Genomic DNA, 20,026 nt, shown 5'->3' with positions numbered 1-20,026 from the left:
AAAATTAAAAAAAGATAAGATATATTTTTTAACCGTTCGGAATATATCTTACAAAGTTACAATAGATGCCCATTCCGACACCTTCACCTTCACACCACATCTGAATCTTGACTGGATAATCATGATTATTTGTTACAGTAACACCACTTGCAGGATTATATCCGAAAAGTACTGCACTATCATCCATAGTAAGACCAACAGGCATTTCAAATCCTTCAGCCAGTGAAGCATCTCTCAAAGCTCTTGCAGGAGGACATACTCCATGTGCTGCACTTCCTCCAGGTGCTGAAGCATCACTTGCAGATTCAAAGTATATGTAATCCTTACCGCTGCTTGTGGAATTAGGTGGTATGATGGTACCGTTCCATGCTTCAACAAACTGCCTTGCATTAACTTCCCTTAGCGCATCACCATACTCAGGGTGAGAGTCGAAAGTGGTTCCTGCAGTTTCACCAGTCTGTTCTGTATAATTGCCTGAGTACAATAAGATCGGTGATCCTGTAGGATATTCATTTGCATAATCCACAACATCCTGTCCGAATATCACAGGAACCATTGAAGCATTAATGTCATTTCTTCCATCGGAAAATCCGACCATACCTTTCTCCAATGTGAAATTAGAGCCTTCCTGAGCATCATAGTTATACCAGCTTACAATAGTATCATTATTAAAGTACTCACTTGAAAAGTTTAAATTTTTAATTTCATCAGTAGGTACTGACTGCAGAACTTTACCATCTTCCACAATGTCAACACCTGTAGAAGTTTTGGTTAAGACTTTAGATGGTGCACTATACCCCCACACATAGTTATCCGGTCCTTTAACAGCCAATTTATCCCCCTCAAAAGTCAAATATCCTGGTCCTTCTATATCTTTCGCATTACCATAAGAATCTATTCCTTCACTTGACACAGTTGTAAAATCAAAAGGTACTACTCCCGTTGACAGCGCCATTACAATCCCATTCAAATCAAGAGCTAAAACCTGATGACCTAAAAACCCAACATTTGATAAGAAAGGAACCTCAATTGTTTTATTTTCGCCTAAAACAGACTGCCCTTCAAATATTGATTGTCCAACAGTGAGGTTATAGGTTTCGGCAATGGATTGACCGGTATAAGGAGTACTATTTACAAATGTGAAAGAAAATAAAAGAATACTAACAAAAAACAATGCTAAAATTATTGTAATTGATTTATTTCTCCAACTTTTACTCATTATAATACACCATTAACTATATAACACTGAAAATTATGTTTCACCTAATATATATACATTATTATTCCATCATAATTTTTCAGAAATTAACTTGATTCTCTCCTGAATATCAATAATCACATCCTGACCGTTACCACCGATCAGTATAGCATCTTCATGAGAATATTCTGCTACAAGCTCAATAATTCCATCAAGAGAATTGACAGTAATGATATTGCCTTCGTAACCTAAGGAATTTAATCTATAAATTGCCATATCCAATGTATCATCAAGACCCGGGAACAGTACAATAACTTCAGGATTATATTTTACAGCCACATCCAAAATGTCGAGACGGTGTTCCTCATTATGACGGGGAGTGCCTATGAATATTGCATAAAAATCTCTTTCAGACAATATTGAAGCTAGTGCATCTGAATTGTCTGTTTTTCCAACATAAACAGAAGCATTGTTTATTTTATAAACATCCAATCTTCCCTGAACGGCTTTAAAATCAAAGAGAGTGGATTTGATAACATCTTTAGGTACTTTTAATTCCCTGGAAATGGCAGTGGCCAGACCGGCATTAAGCAGATTGAACTTACCGAACAACTGCAATTCATCCTGATATTCAAAATAAGGAATATATCTTTCAGCAGATTCTTTAAAATCACTGTTGAAATCCTGATTGAAAGCTGTAAATATGGTTTTACCTTCAAAAAACCTAACCAGAGAATTCTTATAATTGGCGATTGTTTTGTGAACGTCCATATGATCATTGCCTATGTTTGTAAGGCCGATAAAATCAAAGTCAAAGCAGTGCCTGCAGAAATCAAGAGTCATGTCGCATACTTCAACAAGCAGGATATCATAATCCCCTTCATTAGCTTCAAGGATAAGGTCATAATATCCTGAAAATCCGCCTCCGCCATTGCCTCCGACCAGAACCTTCTTGCCTGAATTTTCAAGAATGCTTCTTAGCATATGAACGGTAGTGGTTTTGCCGTTTGTTCCTGTAATTCCAATAGTGAAAAGTTCCTTGTGTTTAGTCACCACATCACTTAAAAGTTCTCCGTTTTCAAGTAATCTGCCGGCGAATGCTCCACCATACATGCTTGGACTGATTGCAATTGCGTCACACTGCTCAATAGCATATGAATTGGTAAAACCCAAATCGACAGTTAAATTTTCACCAACAAAAGAAACAGTTTGTTCGCTATCCAACACATCCATTGATAAACGTGGTAAATTTAAACCGGACAAATCAACATTAATATTCAAATCAGTAGCATAAACTTCCCATCCATGGTTTAAAAGAGAGTTTACTGCTTTTTTACCTTCAACACCCAAACCAATAACCGCAGCTTTCATAAAAAAAATTCCTTAAATTATAATTTGTCTATACTATAGATAACTACATTAAAATTAATAAACATTTTGTAAAACAAATTCTTTTATACAATAACGATTAAAATAAAAGCAAGGTGCTAAAATGTTTGAAGATGAACGAGATGATAAAATCTATAATCTTATTATAAGCAATGGTATTGACAGAAACAATGAATACATACAGTTCACCGAAAAATTATACTCAAAAGTTGAATTCTTATGGAAGGAATCCGTTTCCGGCGCTTATGCAAGTGCAGGTCCGGGATTTTATGAAAAAATTGATGGAATAATACTGTTATCAGGCCTTTATAAAGACAATAATGAATTATTTGAGGACCTGTTAAAAGCAAGTGAGGAATACGACATCCCTATAATTCTAGTAAGGCCATACGGACTTGAAGAAGTGCCTGAAATACTTGAAGAAAAAGCTGCAACCATTGTCGGATGGAATGCGAACTGCATTATCGATGCAATTAAAAACGCTCATGAAATAATTTAAAAAAAAATAAAAAAAGTAATGATATTACATCATAACTTTTGAAATACCGTTTTCCTTTTCAACCTTAATTATATTGTCAGCTGCGTTTTCAAGCTGACTTTCATGAGTTACAATTATCATTTGAGGCAGGAGTGACATGTCCTTTAATAAATTAATAAGTTCATGTCTTCTTGAGCTATCCAAATGAATTGTCGGCTCATCCAATAAGATTGTATCCAATTCCCCCTTGGCCATAGCCTGAGTGATTCCAAGTCTTAAAGCAAGTGCAATAGCTATTTTTTCACCGCCACTAACCATGCTCATTGAAGACTCTCCTTCAGGACCATAGACTGTAACGTCATATTCTTCATCCAAAGTCAAATCAGAATAATTGAAGTTGAACTCATTGAAGAAATCCTTGGTATACTTTTGGATTAAAGGTCTTGAAATATTTCTTAAATCCTTTTGAATACCGTTTTTACTGTATAAACTCCTGATGTGATTCAACAAGTTGATGTAATCAGAAATGTCATTGTATTCCTGTTGGAATTTGTCTGCAGTCTGAATTCTTTCATTCAAATCTTTAATATAGGCTATGGATTCACGTGCTCTTCCTTTGATTTCAGAAAGCTCTGTGTTAAAGGTATTTTTACGTCTTTCATATAACTCGGAGCGATAAATGATTTGTTCGTATTTTTCTTTATCATAAACGGACGCTTCAATTTTATTCTTGATGATATCAAGTTGGTTCAGTGACATTCCTATGTCCTCTTTAATTGAATCATGTTGAGCCATTAAAGATTTTTTATTTTGAACAAAACCTTTGAGCTGATTGAATTCCTCGTTTTTCTGTTTTAAATCGTTTATCCTATCCTGAAGTTCATTTGCACTGATATCTCCACTAAGGTGAGGATCCTGTTCAATCGCCATTTTGATGTTCCTGACATGATTGTCGATTTCGTTTTTAACCTGTTTTAATTTATATTGAGCTTCAGTTTCACTGCCTAAAACTTCCAAAGCACCTTTAGCCTTATTGAATTCATCATAAGATTCCTTATAACTTCCTTTTGATTCTTTTTCTTTTGCTATAAGAAGAATAAGCTCACCCAATTTATTGCTGATGTATTCCTTGGATTCCAAACCTTCATCAATTTCATTTAATTTTACAAGCTGGCCTTCAAGGTGAGTGAATCTATGCTTATATTCGATGATATCCTTAGACAAATCCCGAATCTTAACGAGTTTTTCCTCAAAGCTTTCTTTGTTTTTAGCAAGTAAACGTATATTCTCCTCATTTTCTGAAATCAATTTTTCATTTTCTTCAATTGTTAACTTATACCCTTTAATCAAATCCTTTTTCTGAGAAGAACTGATGTCTGATTGGCAGACAGGACATTTATTATCCACTTCTCTCAGTTCATCCAAAGGCTTTTGAGCGGAATTAATGTTCTGTTTGAATAATACCAGTTCCTCTTTTTTGGAAGCTATATCAGAGGACAACTCCTCAATATTGTTTCCTACTTCATCAGCGAAATTATTAGTAACTTCATCTATCTGATTTAAATTATCAACATCGGCCAGAATATCCTGGGATAATCCATAATCATCCAGTTTGTCCTTGGCCCTTGAGAAGAAATCTTCAATTTCATTTCTTTCATTTTCAATTTTAGCCAACAGCTCTTTTTTATCCTTATCCAATTTGGCAATTGTGGCCAACTGGGCTTCAAGATTGACCTTTTGGTTGTTCAACTTGTTGATCTGTTCATCTGAAGCCAAAAATTTGTTATAATCCTCTTTCTTATCGCTGACAATGGTTTTCTGAATTGATATGGAATCAAGTTTCTTTTCGATTTCCATTTCATCATTTTTCAATCTTTGGATGCTGACAACTGACTTTTCGAAATCAAGATAAACATCCAATTTTGAAACATATTTCTCAAGTCTTGAAATCTGTTCTTCAGCCTCATTGATCTTATCCAGATTGTCCTGAATAACCTTTTTATCCTCTTCCAGTTTGGACAATGTCTTATTTTCATTTTCAAGATTGTTAAGTTGAGTATCATAAATTTCCTTTTCACGTTCCATATTCCTTTTACTTTCGGAAATCTCCTTAAGGGAAGTGGTGACATCTTCGATTTGTTCCTCGAGTTCATGACCCCTGTCCTTAAGTATCTCAAGTTCTGATTTTTTCTTGGAATACTCCTTTTTTAGCTCATTTGAATTGAATAATTTTCCTTTAAGTTCTGCGAGCTGATTTTCATAATTGTTGATTAAAGGAAGCAAGTTTTTCCAAGCTTTTTCCAATGAATCGATGCCCAACAATTTGCCTATAAGCTGTTTTTTCTCGGCGGGAGTCTTGTCGACCAGCTCTGCGATTTCGCCTTGTCTAATGTAAATGGCATTGAGGAACAAGTCGGAGTCGATGTCCAAAATTTGATGAACTTCATTTGCAACTTCCTTATCTCCAGTACATATATGTACAAATCCCCCGTCCTTTGAGGTTTTTTTGTAGATTGATGATTTCAGCATGGATTTCTTGTCACGGACAATCCTGTATTCCCTATTGTTGGAGGTGAATTCCAATTCCACTGACATTGTGTTTGCATTATTGCGCACCAGATCATCAATCTTTTTGGCTGTGTGCTGTTTAAATAAAGCAAAGCTGATGGCCTCCAATATTGTTGATTTTCCAGCACCATTTTCACCTACAATAACACTGATACCTTTTTCAAAGTTTATGACAGTGTTTTCATGGGATTTGAAATTATTTAACTTTAATTTTGTGAAAATCATTCTAGAACCTCCTTGAATGTGAGCTGAACATCTTTTGGCTCTTCATCTGATTCATCTTCCCTGATGACCTCTTCGGTTTTGAATTCGACATCATCGAAACTTGTGTGATAGTATTCATCAAAGAACTGGTTCAGCAAATCCTGTGATTCGTCGGTTTTATCCTTAGACAACAGATCATACAAATCGATTGCCAGCTTATTAATGGCATCATTACCATAACCGTTAAGCTGCTCGTTTATTAGTTCTTTCGGACCTAGGGAATCTTTATCATCCAAGGTCAGATTAACATCCTCTTCACTCAGCATGTTAAATTTGGGCCTAATCATCAAAGACAGCTCACCAAGCTCCTCGGTGATCATCTCATAAACCCTGTTGGTATCTGATTCGACATGATTAATTTCCAGATCCAAAATCGGTTTTTTATCAAAGCCCTTAATGGTTTCCTTGATTCCTGAAATGCCGCTTTCAAGATTATTGTAGTCAAGAGACCTTTTGATGAATTCTCTAGGAATGTCTATCTTAACCCTTTTGACAAGAGGTTTTGGACCTTCAAAATCAACAACCACAAATCCCTTTCCGTTTTCATGGTAATCTTTAAGTTCATTGGTTTTCCAGATTTCATTGGATCCAGGATAGACCAGTTTGCCGTTTCCGAAATTGTCGTTGACGTAGTTGTGGATGTGACCCATTGCATAGTAGTTGAAATTGTCCGGAAGGTCGCCTATTTCAAGTTCATAGTTGTATCCGAAATACTTGTCGATGCCCTGATGCAGGACAAGTATTGATTTTTCATGGTTGGCTGCCTTTTTTGAGAGATCAGCCAATTTTGATTTCAGATTCTTAACCTGTGATGACGGATAGAACGGCAGCCCCGCAATGAGTATGTCTCCATGCATGTAAGTGGTGTTGATTGGACTGATTACCTTCAAACCTAGCTTTTTAAAGATCACTTGAGGAGGGATTGAATCGTTACGCATTACAATATCGTGATTTCCCGCTATTGCATACATAGGAATTCCGGCACCTTTCAGTTTAAGCAATCCTTTCTGGAAGGTTAAAAGAGCTATTGGAGATGGTCTTGCGGTTTCAAACAAATCTCCACTGTGAATTACAAAGTCTACTTTTTCTTCTATTATTTTATCTATAACCTTTTCAAACACTTCATAAAAGTCTTTTTCACGTTCAATTAAACCGAATTGACGATAACCTAAATGAGTGTCTGCTAAATGTGCAAATTTCATTATATTACCTTTTTTTATCAATTGTATATAACCAATTTAAACACTTAATCGAAGTATTTAATTGAATAATATTATAGTCAATTGCATATTTAATGTTTTGCCAAGAGAGCATTTGAAAAGTAAAAAATAGTTTATTCAAAGATTTTAATTTTGATTTGAAAGTGAATACAACATTATCATCATCTTACTTACCGATTGGGTATGATGAATTGCTGTTAACCAATACTTTGTCCAGCCTGCTTACAAGCTCAAATATGAAATCCATGGATTCATTTTCAAAGATTTGAGTTCCGATTTGCAATTTGTCCGGATTTTCAGGAATTTCTGATGCAGGATATAACTTATCATTAAAGTAGCAATAGGTAACAATTTCTGATGTGTTCAAGCCGACATTCTGACCGTTGTCATTTGTCACATAAACATCGACCCCATACTTCTGCCCCTCATCAGCGTCATGCAGCTTATAATCATAGGAATAAAGGTTACGCCTATTCCAGCCGGAATCCTCATAAGAAGAGATTTCAACAATTGCATCAACAGGGTCTGTTGAATAATTTGTATAATTTCCGCCGCTAAAACCGGAATACTCATTTGGAATAACCAGAAATTCACCGGGCCTTAACTCTCCCATCAAAAAGGTTTCATTATAGACCGCACCATAACTTCCATCGGGAGCCTTGATGAAAAAATGACCGTAACCATATTTATTAAATATTTTTTGAATCTTGCCAAGTGAATCTGATGAAATATTTTTTGAAGAAAGCATTTCAAAAGCGATATCCTCCAATGCCATGGTATCACTCTCATTTGAGGAATCACCACCGTGCCCTGCAACCCATCCGTCTTCAGTAACGATTGCATGAATAAAATGATAACCCGGAGCGTCAATCTCCTGCACTATTGCATCAATCCCATTCACTTTGTCATTATGTATGGCCACCCCATCACCAGTGCCTTCAGCATCTTGCCTAAAGGCAAAAACAGTTTGATTTTCTTCCTGAATAGCGAATGAACAGCATTGAAAATGAGATTTATTAAAATCTGAATTAAAATCCGTATGATTTACATCACTTGCATATATGGCCATGCTGAAAAGACAGACAATCAGACATATCAACAGGAATATTTTCTTCTTGAAATTCAATAGATACACCAAAAATTATTTCAATAATAGTATTTTATTCAATTTGTAATATAATATTTACTAATTGATTAGAGATATGAGTTAATAATTGTAACCCATTTCCATGCTTTCCTGCTCTTGGCGTTCAATCTCTTCCTGTTCCTTTTGCTTGATGTTTGCAAAATGGGAAACTATATCCATGTCATCACCATGGCGACGGCCCTTGAACTCGTCAATTTTAACTAGAGTAGGCACCTTGCTCATCAGACCTAAAACAATAGCTTCACCAACGTTTAATGAAGGAAGCTGATTTACAAGATCCTGTGAAAGGCTTTCACTTGCTGACTGGACGTGTCTCTGGTCTTCCGGCTCAACTAAGCGAAGGATAATCATGTTGTTCATCTGGGAGAGTGCATCATGGTCAACGGTTTTCGGAGACTGACTTACCAGACATAATCCCAAACCGAACTTACGGCCTTCTCTTGCAACCCTCTGAATCCAGCGTTTAGAGTCCGAATCGCGTTTTTTAGGAGCCAGAATATGTGCCTCTTCAAGAATGAAGAATACTGAGTTGTTGAGCAAATCCTCTTTGTTTCCACTGTGAGCCGCATCCTTGGACCTTTGAAGCGAATTTCTCAAAATATGGCTTACAAGCACGCTTGCAACATATTCATCAACCTGGCTCAAGTCCAGGACATTAACATGGGAGTGTTTGATATTGGAAATTATGTTTGGAGCATTTTGATAGAACAGCTTGGAATACTTGAGTTTTGCATCATTAATCTTGTTCATCACATCCACAATTGTCTTGTCGATTTTTCCTTCTTCATCGTCAAGTCCTGATTTTTCCTTAAGATAATCATAAATCAAATCCAAAAAATCAATTGTATCTTCGGTTCCTGCACTCAACTGATCGTTTGCATGGTTAAATGCTTCCCTGAAGTGCCTTTCCTGTATTACTGCATTGCTTGGAATGTTCATCAGCTTTTTAATCTCATAGAATTCCATGTATTTAGGGTTTATTTTAGGCTTTATGACATTGACTTCACCGTTTGGAAACTCGGCTCCCACATATTCGCCGTGCATGTCAAAGACGAATATCGGTACACTGTAATTCAGCAACTGGTCAATGAGAACGGAAACTGTATTGGACTTTCCCGCGCCGGTCATGGCCAGAATAGCCAGGTGTCTTGACAATATCGGGTTTGCCTCCACATTGACTTCGACATCGCTTTGATTTACCAGGGACCCCAATTTGATCGGGTTTTTTACCTGAAATATTTCATTTAAGGTGTCCTTGTCTGCCAGATATATTTCGGTTCCGGGAAGCACAGGTGTTCTCGGCAGCTTCAGCCTGTCATTGACGTCACCAAGGATTTTGACCTTTCCCTTGATGTAGTTGTCGTCAACGCCAATTCTTGATATCTTTTGGATGGCCTTGAAGTCATTGATATCTACATTTAAAGCATCATTGCCCCTTATTAAATTTTCAATCATTCCCAGAACTTTTTTTCCGTCGTATTCTATTGTTACATATTCGCCGACTTTCGGCATTTTGTCTGAAATAAAAGTGACTTCAGATAGTGATGTTTCACCTACACAAATTCCAACTAGCATTTAAACCACCTATAGCATTTCCCTGTTTGTTGTTTCGTAAATCTTGGCAATCTTCAATAATTCCTTAATGTTTCTGTCCGTTATGACAACGTCATTGTGCGCCTTGCTGAGCAGATACGGATAGCCCTGAACCGACAGGGCGTTGATTTTTTCTACAATCCTGACAACTTCCCCAATTGATGCCTTGTATGGAAGTTCCACTTTAAGGACATTCTTGTTGTCCTGCAGCCTTACATAAAATACGGTGAATTGAAGCTGCTTGAAAAAGTCATTGAAATACGGGAAAGGAGCATTCTTGTAAACTCTCCTGTAATCTATTTTGGAAATTCCCTGTTTTTTATCAGTTAAGTTATCGAGAATTGAAATGTCAGGTATTTTCCATCCGAACAAATCTGTATCAGAAGATGTTTTTGATATTGAAATAATCTTTTTCTTGTTTTCCAATATTTTCTTTAGAAGGATTATCTTTTCGATTGATGCCAGATGAAGGTCAAAGTCTTCCTTTTCCTCCAAATCCTCATTAACGCTTACATCCACCAATACCCTATTCTTGATTTGTGGAAATACAAATCCGTATGGAGTGATTTGAAATCTTCTTTCAAATTCATTTAGAAGTGCCTCATCCAGATTGTTCCTGATTTTTGACGGTAGTTCCACACCTCTTGGATAGGCATTTTCCAAATCTCCCAAAATTGATCCGTCAAAGAGATAATAATCAACATCATATTCCCTAATGGCTCTGAGTGCACACTTGAGCTCCAATATTGACATGTATTTGGACAACAGTTCATCAAGAAATGGGATGTGATTTATTTCAAGTATATCCGAATCATCAATTTTTTTTATTTCACCGTCATAAATTATGGATTCGGCGCCAACAGCACAGAAGTTGCTTTTCAGGAATTTCTTTTTATTGAAACTTCCGTCTCCTGCGGCGATGGAAAAATCATCAGAGCTCTCTTCAAATTTTCTCTCAAACCAGTTTGCTTCAAGCTGGGAGTCCAGATTATTGTCTGATTCGATATCCTGTATAAATCCTCTTTTAGCGATGGCCTTTTCATATAGTGAATTTAACATAATATATCCTATGTTAATAGGTTAATAAAAAAGTATGGTAAGAGCAGTTGAAAACTACTCTAGTGAAGCCTTTTTGATGGCTCCGGTCAATTCTTGAATTTTAGCGTGAACATCATCGACTTCTTCAACGACAGTACCGGTTACAACAATGTCACCTCCGGCTTTTGCAGCCATGTATGCTGCCTTGCCGTCACGGATTCCCCCACCTACAACAATAATGGTGTTTGGAGCTGCTTTTTTACAGTAAGCTACCATTTCCGGAGGAATAGGTTCTGATGCGCCGGAACCCGCTTCAATGTAGAAGAACTTGATTCCGAAAAGTTCAGCAGACATTGCATATACTGCAGGTATTTTAGGCTTGTTTCTAGGTACAAGATTTGCATCCCCAACCCATCCGACAGTTCCGCCAGGTTCTGCAACCATATAGTGCATGGATAAAACTTCCATTCCTGATGCCCTGACTGCTGGTGCGGCAATTGCCTGAGCTCCGTTAATCCAGTGAGGATTTCTGGAATTTACATAACTCATGTAAAATATTGCATCAGCATATTTGCTTACGCTACTTGTGTTACCCGGGAAAATGATAATCGGAACGGCGATGTTTTCAGACAGTATCTTACAAGTATTATCTACATCATCACCATTAACGGTTGATCCACCAATCATGATTCCGTCAGTGCCACCTTCGATAGCTGCAGTAGCTATTTCCAAAGCCTCTTCAGGTGTTTGTTCATCAGGGTCGATTAAAGTGAAATGTATTTTCCTTGTTTTCAATATATCTCTAATGTAATTTTCAACGTCTTTCATAAGAATACCTAAAATAAGTTATGTTGAAAATGATATATTAAATTAATGATTTAAAAATTAAAATAAAAATAAAAAAAAGTAGAGAGAATAAGTCTATCCTCTTGGTTCTTTAGCTTTGAATCTTAAACCTTTGTAACCACATTTTCTGCAGGTAGTTGCAGCAGCAGGGTTACGAGCATTACATTTTAAGCAGATTTTTACATTGAACATTCTGTTTTCTGCTTCTTCAAATCTTGCCATTAATAACTCCTCCTTATAATCGTGAAAATTAATAATAATAAAACGTTATGAAATAAAAAGCAATTTTTCACTGTTCATAACTATTAATTAATTATTTTAACTTAATAGTATTTAAAGGTTTAGTAAAAAAGGACCAAAACAACAAAAATATTCCATAATGAAAAATTATTGTTGTTTCAAATTAACCTATTCACTTCTGACAATTTTCAAACCAACATTTGGGTCTTCGCACATTTTTGGAAGATTGATGAATGTTTCCTTATTGGCCATCTTGACATTCCTGTTGAGTTTTTCCCAGGAAACCAGATTCGGATTATGAGGCAGCTCAATACCACCTTCATCGCTTTGCTCTTCGTTTATATCCTCGAATTGCGAATGTCCATATCCCAAATTGAGCTTGAGCTTTAGCCATCCTTCATGTTCTCTTTTTGCAAAGTACTCTATGTCTTCCTCATCGAATCTGACAACTTTCTCCCGAGCATCATCTTTGGAAACCAGTTCAAACCCTTTTTCTTTTAGAATCTTAACCAGATAATCCGCCTGTTTATAATTGGAATATTGAACATGTTTAGGCAACTTCTTAAAGCTTGACTCCCCATCTGATTTATCATCCAAAGCACCATGTTCATAAAACTGATGCATTTTAAAAGTGAGGAGCCTGATTTTGCTTCTGACAACTTTAAGACCTATTGAATTTAAAAGATTAGGAATATTCATGCATGCATACCTGTCCATATCCTTTACATCCTCTTCAAGCTTGTCCCATGATACAAGATAAGGCGTTTTAAGATTTTCAGTATCTTTCACATCCCCATAAGTCCAGCCGGTACCAATACGTTCCCTGCACCAGTCATCATGCTCGAAAATGGCCAGGTCTTCAATTTCCTTTTCATCGAATTCTTTAATTTCAGCTCTCTTATCATTGATATTGGCGATTTCACAGCCAATCATGCTTAATTTCTTTGGAATGGATTTTGCCTGTCGGATGTTTGATATCTTATAATCAGACCTTAAATCTTCAAAGTCACACAAATATGAACATTTCTCCTCATAACTGGCAATTTCCTCATCATCTCCCTTTTCAATAGCTTCAGCCAGCTTATTTCTCATGTCCTCATTATACTCTTCATTGATCTGTCTGGCCAGCTTTTCAATGTTTCTAAGCAGGATGCTTGGAGGCTGAATTTCGGCTATTGATATATCCCTTATCACATCATCCAATTCGACTCTTGTTCTGATGGAGAGTTTTCCCTGGAAGATGTCCTGGATTTCAAGGATATTGTCGATGACCTCATCCTTTTTCCTGGAAAATCCAAGTCCCATAGGTCCGCTGTTTAGAATATAGATTACTTTCATATATTCATCATCTATTACAACATCCATATCGTTTACATGGTTGTTCTTGACATCCTGTACACCGTAAGGACGTCTGTTCCATTCCTGAAGCTCATCGCATAAAATCAGGAGATATGAAATAGGAGACTGTTTAGGTCTCAGTTTTCCCAAACTGAATGGTTCTTCCTGTAAAGTCTTGTTATAATAGTTATGCAATAAAATTGCAGTAGCACTGTCTACAATAGGATAAAAGAAGAAATCCTTGTCCTTTTTGACATATTTCTGTATAAGTTTTCCGTATGAATTTAACACAAGGATTGCTGAGAAGAATCCATGATCAATGAATCCCTTTTCACTCATGAACCTGACAAAACCGTTGAGATGCCTAATCAAATCCTTATATGTTTCCAAATCTAAGTTAAAGTCCAGTTTAAGCTTATGTGCCATGATATCTGTTGGTTTAAACAAATCCAAGATTTTTGCATCGGAATATCTTTCACGGTATTCGTCCGCATAATCATAAGGGTGCAGCTTGACAATGGCATTGAATTCATTGAAATCCCTGAAATCAAGACCTATTTTAACGTCATAGTTGTGGGAAATGTTCTTTATTCCGTCGTCAATGAATTTGTCCAGTTGCTTTCCGACAATCTCAAAAGGATATCCGATATCATGGAATAGAGAAGCGACCCCCCAACGGTACAGAAACTCTTCATGAGAAAATTCACCGTCAATCCTATAATATTTTTTATAATATTCATTTTTAAGAATGTATTTTTTGAATATGTCCCGATATGTTTTGTTTTGGGCGTAGACTCCCAGCCCCAATATGAAAACATTGACCGAGTGGATGAAATGGTCCCTCTGCCAGTTGATCAGTTCGCCTGTGTTTTTCTCATACTTCCTCATTATGTCAACCAAATCAAGAAGAGTGTTCTTTTCACTCAAAAGGACATTGGGGCTTCTTTCATCAACTTCGCTTTTATCTTCGGGAGTGATTTGATAAATCATGAAAAAAGTCTGATAGACTTCATATGCAGTGTAATCAGACTGGTGATTTAAAAACACTTCTATTGCAGCATGAAGAAGACCTTTATAGTCATGGTCACTTTTAGTTCCGTCCCTGAAGACGATATTGTCATCATACAATGCCAACATGTCAAAGAACCTGTTAACATACCTGTTAATGTTTCTGTCATTGAGAGTCATCGGCTCACCCTAGTTTTTAACAATTTTCAAACCTACATTTTCACACAGTTGCGGAAGGTTTCTGAATGTGCGCTTGTTGAACTCCTGGGTTTCATAATCAAGAAGATCCCATTCAACAAGGTTAGGATTGGTTTTTGCATCCTCATCCTTAACTGAGTCATATTTCCATCCCAAGTTTACCTTAAGCTTGTACCATGCATTATGCTCCCTTTGAGCAAGGTAATCTATGGAATCCTCATCGAATGATGTTACCGCATCACCTGAACTTTCAATATCCACCATGTCATAGCCGAGTTCTGATACGATTTTAACAAGGAAGTCAGTCTGCTTGTAGTTGGAATATTTGATGTAATCAGGCAGGTCGTCGAAGTGGCCTGCATCCTTGTTGTATTTGGAGTAGAAATCGTGCATCTCAAATGTTAAAAGCCTGATTTTTGTTCTGACGACTTTAAGACCAAGAGACTTCATTAAATTCGGAATATTTTTGACAGGATCGATATCATACTGCTGAATATCAGGTGACAGGTCATCCCACGGAACCAGATACGGTGTGATTAGATTATCAACATCCTTCTCCTTACCATATGTCCAGCCGGTACCTATCTTTTCATCGCACCATTCCCTGTGCTCGAAAATGGCCAGATCCAAAACTTCATCCTTTGAGAATTTAAGGATTGCCTCACGCTCATCGTCCTGAGTTGCAAGCTCACAGCCTATGATGTTGAGTTTGACCGGAATGGACCTGGCCTGTCTGATGTTGGCAATCTTAAGCTGCGGAGTCAACTCATCAAATGAAGGGAGGTTGTTGTATTTTTCCATGAATTCCTCATCGGGTTCCTCGCCATTGGCAATTTTTTCCTCGTATTGCTGTTTGGTGGTTTCGACATACTGATTGTGTATTTGAATGGCCAGGTTTTCGACATTTCTAAGCAGAATGTCCGGCGCTTCTGTTTCACCATGAACGATTTCTTTTATTATATTGTCCTGGGCAACGTCAGTGATGATTCTCAAACCTAATCTGAATATACTTCTTATGGATAGGACATTTTTAAGCAGTTCTTCCTTATCTTCTGAAAATCCGAGACCTATTGAACCTTCTTTTACAATGTATTGAACATCCATTCCCCTATCATCAATGTCCAATAACAGTTCATTCACATGGCTTCTTTTCTTATCCTTAACTCCAAACGGTCTTCTGTTCCATTCCTGAAGCTCATCACATAAAATCAGAAGGAATGCCAACGGAGATTGGGAAGGATGCAATGCCTTTAACTCGAACGGCTTTTTCTGCAGGACATTTCTATAGTAGTTATGAAGCAATATTGCTGTTGCACTGTCGACTATAGGGTAGAAGAAGAAGTCATGGTTTTTTGCATATTTCTGCATGAGATAACCATAAGAGTTTAGAACGAGAATTGATGAGAAAAATCCGTGGTCGATAAAACCGCTGTCGCCCATAATGTCAACAAATGAATCCAGGTGTTTTATGACCTGATTTATATCCACGCTCTTAAAATCAGTTGCAATCTTATGGGCCATGATGTCTGTAGGCTTGAACAGGTTTAGGAATTTGGCCTTTGGATAGACTTCAGTGTATTTGTCTGCAAAATCAGGTTCGATTTTGACAATTGTGTTGAATTCATTGAAGTCCTTAAAATCGATTGCAGTATCTGCATTATATGAACTTGAAATGTTTTTGATTCCATCGTTGATGAATTTTTTCAACTGTTTTCCGATGATTTCTACAGGATACCCTATATCGTGGAAAAGAGCCGCCACACCCCAACGGTACAGGAACTCTTCATGGGAAAACTCACCGTCAATCATGTAGTATTTTTCATAAGGGCTTTTAAGGACATATTGTCTGAACTGATCCCTGTAGCTTTTGTTTTGGGAATAAATTGCCAAACCCAAAAGGAAAACATTGACTGAATGGATAAAATGATCCCTCTGCTTTTCGATTAAATCCCCAGTGTTCTCCTCATACTTCTTCATTATCTTAACCAGATCAAGAAGAGTGTTCGGTTCCTTAACAACGCTTATCTCCTTGGATTCATCGGATTTGTTTTCAGCAGTAATCTGATAAATCATGAAAAATGTCCTGTAGATTTCATAAGCATTATATGAGTTTTCATTATCAAGAAAAACATCAATTCCGGCTTTCAGAAGCATCTTATAGTAATGACCATTGTAGTAATCGTCATACAATACCAGTTCATCAAAAAATTCATCAATATATTGTCTTAAATTACTTCCCCTCATGTTAACACCTTTATTATATTTAGATATCTTTTTGATTTTAAATAAAGTTTATTAAAGCAAAAAATTTTTCTTATAATTGCTTGGATTTATCCTATAATATTCTTAAAGAATCCATGAACCAAATGATTACTTTCATCAATTGATTGATTTATTAAAATCTATATTTAATTAAACAGGCCATGAAATCATTATCCTAAAAATAGCGCCCACAAATATAGATAATTGCATCGATTTTATCAAAAATAATTAAAAAATAAATAAAATAAGAGATTTTGAAAAATCTCTTTTCAATTGAAATTAGAAATAGCTAGAACCGCCTGAACTTGATCCACCACCAGAACTGGAACCTCCACCAGAACCTGATGAGAAGTAACTTGATTCACTGCCAGAATAACTGTTACTGCCTGAATCTGAGAAATAGCTGGATTCACTATAACCGCTATAACTGGAATCAGAAGAAGTATCTGAGCTACTGGCACTGCTTGAACTTGAAGAGGAGGATGATGATGAGGAAGAAGAACTTGCCTCAGCAACAGCAGTTTGTGTTTCCTGTGTAACGTTTACAACAGAAGAAGTATCTTCAAATTTAAGTGAATCTGCAGGATCGTGATACTTAATGCTTTGCCAGCATTCAAGTAAAGCATCTTTGTCTGTGGATTGCAATAGGATAGTATCATTGGATTGAGTATTTCTGATATAAATTGAGTATACACCATCCTTTTCATATACTACTACATTGCCTTCATTGCTTTGTTTAGCACCGGTTTCCAATTCGCTTTTAAGTTTGTTCATTTTGGTCAAACCAGCTGCCTTTGACACATTGGAATTGTAAGTGGTAACGTTCAGTCCATGTTCCTTATCCACATAGCGAAAAATTCCGTCTTTATCCGCTTTGGAGGTTGCACTGTCAGAAAGCGGAACTTTCATGTATGCTGAATCACTTAGCACCAAAGTGGTCTTATCAACATCCTGCTGATTGTTCAACAGGAAATAGCCCCCAACTATGGCAATTGCTGCGATTACCGCAATAATGATTATCAAATATTTTTTATCCATAATAATCAATCTTTATACCTTATATGTTCTACCGTTACTCATTACTCCAGTATATAATGAACTCTTTTTACTGGATGCAGGAATTACCAAATAGGATGAGGCAGTTCCTTTATAATAAGGACTTACAATGCTGATTTTAACCAGATGGTTTCCAACTGAAAAAGCGTTAGAAGAAATCAGTACCCAACCGTTAGTGAAATACTTTTTACCGTCAAAACCTGTAATCAGATTGTACTGTTTGTATGAACCTCCTGTGTAAACTTTCAGGTTGACTTTTATACCATTTAAAGGTTTGGATCCGTCACTGACCTTAATGTGAACTTCACCGCAAGTTGAATATCTCTTAGGTGAAGCATAAATACTTAAAGCTTTTTTATTTACAACAATAGAAGTTGTAACGGACTTGCATGTGTATCTTGAATTGGAATAACTTATTACAACCTTATGGGTACCAGGAGTTAATTTTGAAGCGTCCTTGAATGTAGCTACACCGTTTCCATTGGTGGTGAGCTTATAGGCTTTTGCACTGCCACCGGTATAAACTTTAACAGTGACTTTTACATTAGCCATGACTTTATTGCTTGTGGAATCTTTCAATTTTAAAGTGAATTTCTTGCCGCTTTTGTAATAAGTAGTTACTTTAGAAGCTGTAATCTTTGCTGTAGGTTTTACAACAACAATCGGAATTGTGGCTGTTGAAGATATATGGGACTCGTCCGGAGTGGATTTGACACTTAAAGTGTAACTTCCCACAGGCAGATTGGAAATTTTGACAACATTATTGTTAAATGTGATTTTAGGGTTTCCACTGTAGCCTAAAACATTGATATCTGATTGCTGCACACTTCCTCCAGCGACACTTAATGTGACTGAACCGGATTTTCCAAAAACATATTTAATTGAAGTCTTACCGACAAACTGTACTGTAGCGCGACCCTGAGAGACTTTAATTGCATAAGTCTTTTCACCATCCATATAGCTAAATGAAACTTTAGCACTATTGGTTCCATAGCTTAAACTTGGCAGGGAAAAAGCAACTTCCCCATTACTGTTACTTGTTCCGGTATAGTTATTGCCTGCAATAGTCAATTTTACTTTTACACCGCTAATTTTATCACTGCCGGACTGGCTTGTGACAACTACCTTGAATGTGTTTCCAGTAGTTTTGGAAAATTCCAAAGTACTTGATTTGGTTGTCAGACTTGAAGTTTTAACAACACTGACTGTGCGGTAAGATCCGCTTCCGTCAATTTGGGAATTAATGTTTACCCCTTTATACATGTCATGCCCATTATTAGTGCTGGTAACCTTGTTGTCATCATAGAAATAACAATCTTCTGCAATAGCATTATATGTGGCACCGCCATATTGTGTTGCTTTATTTAAAGAGAAATAACAATTTGAAAGCAGACCGGCTTTTGATTGGACGTTATAAACAGCTCCCCCATTTTTAGCAACATTATTTAAAAAAGCAGCATTGGTTCCATAAAGGTCATCAGTTGTATATATAGCTCCACCGGATGATGCGGCCAAATTCTGCATAAACCAGCACCATTCAGTGGCAGTGGAACCTCCTTCAAAAAGTGTAGTAGCATTATTGTATATTGCACCACCATCAGAGACAGCTGAGTTGTTTGTGAAATTACATCCGTTCAGATAAAGAACACCTTCATTATATATTGCTCCACCATATCTTGCAAAATTGCATTCAAATGTGCAGCCTCTTAAAAGAAGGCCTCCCTTGTTATATATTGCACCGCCCCTGGTGAAATATTCAGTGTTTGAATCGGCGATAGCATCACCGTCAAATACATTTACAAAGTTCAAGTCCCTTATTCCTACAACGGTAGCTGAAGAGTAAACCCACATTATACGGGCGCTGTTACCATAGATTGTATGGCCGTTACCGTAAATTATTATACTGTTTTTTACATCAACACCGGCACCTAAATTTTCACTGTCCACATCAGGATCATACATGTAATCCTTATCCAATGTAAGGGAAGAACCAGCATTAGAAATTAAATTGTTCAGTTCAGTAAATGTTCCATAACCGGTTACTGAAACCTCATCAGTATTATCCGAAATAGCTATTTCATCACTTTCCGCTTCACCAGCTATTTCATTGTCATTTAAATCACTAGAAATTTCCTCGTTCGCCACATCCGTAATTATTTCTTGGCTGACTACATCACCTGCAA

Annotated in this window: 14 protein-coding genes; 1 reads left to right on the top strand and 13 read right to left on the bottom strand. The window is 36.8% G+C overall.

Going from position 1 to position 20,026, the window contains the following annotated elements; translation table 11 throughout:
* Positions 1 to 28 precede the first annotated feature (28 nt).
* The gene (locus Q4Q55_RS04900; protein ID WP_303371706.1) at positions 29 to 1,219 is read right to left on the bottom strand and encodes a hypothetical protein; all 1,191 of its coding nucleotides are present in this window, start codon (positions 1,217 to 1,219) and stop codon (positions 29 to 31) included.
* Positions 1,220 to 1,288: 69 nt separating this feature from the next.
* Entirely contained in the window at positions 1,289 to 2,569 is a 1,281-nt protein-coding gene (locus Q4Q55_RS04895; RefSeq protein ID WP_303371705.1) for a Mur ligase family protein, read from the bottom strand.
* 121 nt (positions 2,570 to 2,690) lie between these two features.
* Between Q4Q55_RS04895 and Q4Q55_RS04890 the strand changes: the two genes are divergently transcribed.
* On the top strand, positions 2,691 to 3,086 hold the full coding sequence (locus Q4Q55_RS04890) for a nuclease (RefSeq protein WP_303371704.1): 396 nt from the start codon (positions 2,691 to 2,693) through the stop codon (positions 3,084 to 3,086).
* A 24-nt stretch (positions 3,087 to 3,110) separates the two neighbouring features.
* On the opposite strand, the gene Q4Q55_RS04885 is transcribed toward Q4Q55_RS04890, so the two are convergent.
* The 11 genes from Q4Q55_RS04885 to Q4Q55_RS04835 form a co-directional block, all read right to left on the bottom strand.
* Positions 3,111 to 5,858, bottom strand: coding sequence for an SMC family ATPase (locus Q4Q55_RS04885; RefSeq protein ID WP_303371703.1), 2,748 nt, complete (start codon positions 5,856 to 5,858; stop codon positions 3,111 to 3,113).
* Positions 5,855 to 7,099 (bottom strand): DNA repair exonuclease, encoded by a 1,245-nt coding sequence (locus tag Q4Q55_RS04880; RefSeq protein WP_303371702.1) that lies wholly within the window; start codon positions 7,097 to 7,099, stop codon positions 5,855 to 5,857. The genes Q4Q55_RS04885 and Q4Q55_RS04880 overlap by 4 nt, the downstream gene beginning before the upstream one ends.
* A 184-nt stretch (positions 7,100 to 7,283) precedes the next feature.
* Positions 7,284 to 8,243 carry a hypothetical protein gene (locus Q4Q55_RS04875; protein ID WP_303371701.1) on the bottom strand — a complete coding sequence of 320 codons (960 nt, stop codon included), beginning with the start codon at positions 8,241 to 8,243 and terminating at the stop codon, positions 7,284 to 7,286.
* A gap of 81 nt (positions 8,244 to 8,324) precedes the next feature.
* Positions 8,325 to 9,839 carry an ATP-binding protein gene (locus Q4Q55_RS04870; RefSeq protein ID WP_303371700.1) on the bottom strand — a complete coding sequence of 505 codons (1,515 nt, stop codon included), beginning with the start codon at positions 9,837 to 9,839 and terminating at the stop codon, positions 8,325 to 8,327.
* Between the two features lie 9 nt (positions 9,840 to 9,848).
* Positions 9,849 to 10,916 carry a DNA double-strand break repair nuclease NurA gene (locus Q4Q55_RS04865; RefSeq protein ID WP_303371699.1) on the bottom strand — a complete coding sequence of 356 codons (1,068 nt, stop codon included), beginning with the start codon at positions 10,914 to 10,916 and terminating at the stop codon, positions 9,849 to 9,851.
* A 54-nt stretch (positions 10,917 to 10,970) separates the two neighbouring features.
* On the bottom strand, positions 10,971 to 11,723 hold the full coding sequence (locus Q4Q55_RS04860) for a geranylgeranylglyceryl/heptaprenylglyceryl phosphate synthase (protein ID WP_303371698.1): 753 nt from the start codon (positions 11,721 to 11,723) through the stop codon (positions 10,971 to 10,973).
* Between the two features lie 93 nt (positions 11,724 to 11,816).
* Complete coding sequence (locus Q4Q55_RS04855) at positions 11,817 to 11,963, bottom strand: 50S ribosomal protein L40e (protein WP_292608188.1); 147 nt, start codon at positions 11,961 to 11,963, stop codon at positions 11,817 to 11,819.
* A 186-nt stretch (positions 11,964 to 12,149) separates the two neighbouring features.
* On the bottom strand, positions 12,150 to 14,507 hold the full coding sequence (locus tag Q4Q55_RS04850; protein ID WP_303371697.1) for a RyR domain-containing protein: 2,358 nt from the start codon (positions 14,505 to 14,507) through the stop codon (positions 12,150 to 12,152).
* Between the two features lie 9 nt (positions 14,508 to 14,516).
* Complete coding sequence (locus Q4Q55_RS04845) at positions 14,517 to 16,769, bottom strand: RyR domain-containing protein (RefSeq protein WP_303371696.1); 2,253 nt, start codon at positions 16,767 to 16,769, stop codon at positions 14,517 to 14,519.
* A 297-nt stretch (positions 16,770 to 17,066) separates the two neighbouring features.
* On the bottom strand, positions 17,067 to 17,825 hold the full coding sequence (locus tag Q4Q55_RS04840) for a hypothetical protein (RefSeq protein ID WP_303371695.1): 759 nt from the start codon (positions 17,823 to 17,825) through the stop codon (positions 17,067 to 17,069).
* A 12-nt stretch (positions 17,826 to 17,837) separates the two neighbouring features.
* On the bottom strand, positions 17,838 to 20,026 hold a 2,189-nt coding region (locus tag Q4Q55_RS04835), incomplete at its 5' end, for a hypothetical protein (protein ID WP_303371694.1).

The sequence above is a fragment of the Methanobrevibacter sp. genome (genome assembly GCF_030539555.1).
GTDB lineage: Archaea > Methanobacteriota > Methanobacteria > Methanobacteriales > Methanobacteriaceae > Methanocatella.
This window is presented reverse-complemented; position numbering and strand designations above follow the sequence as displayed.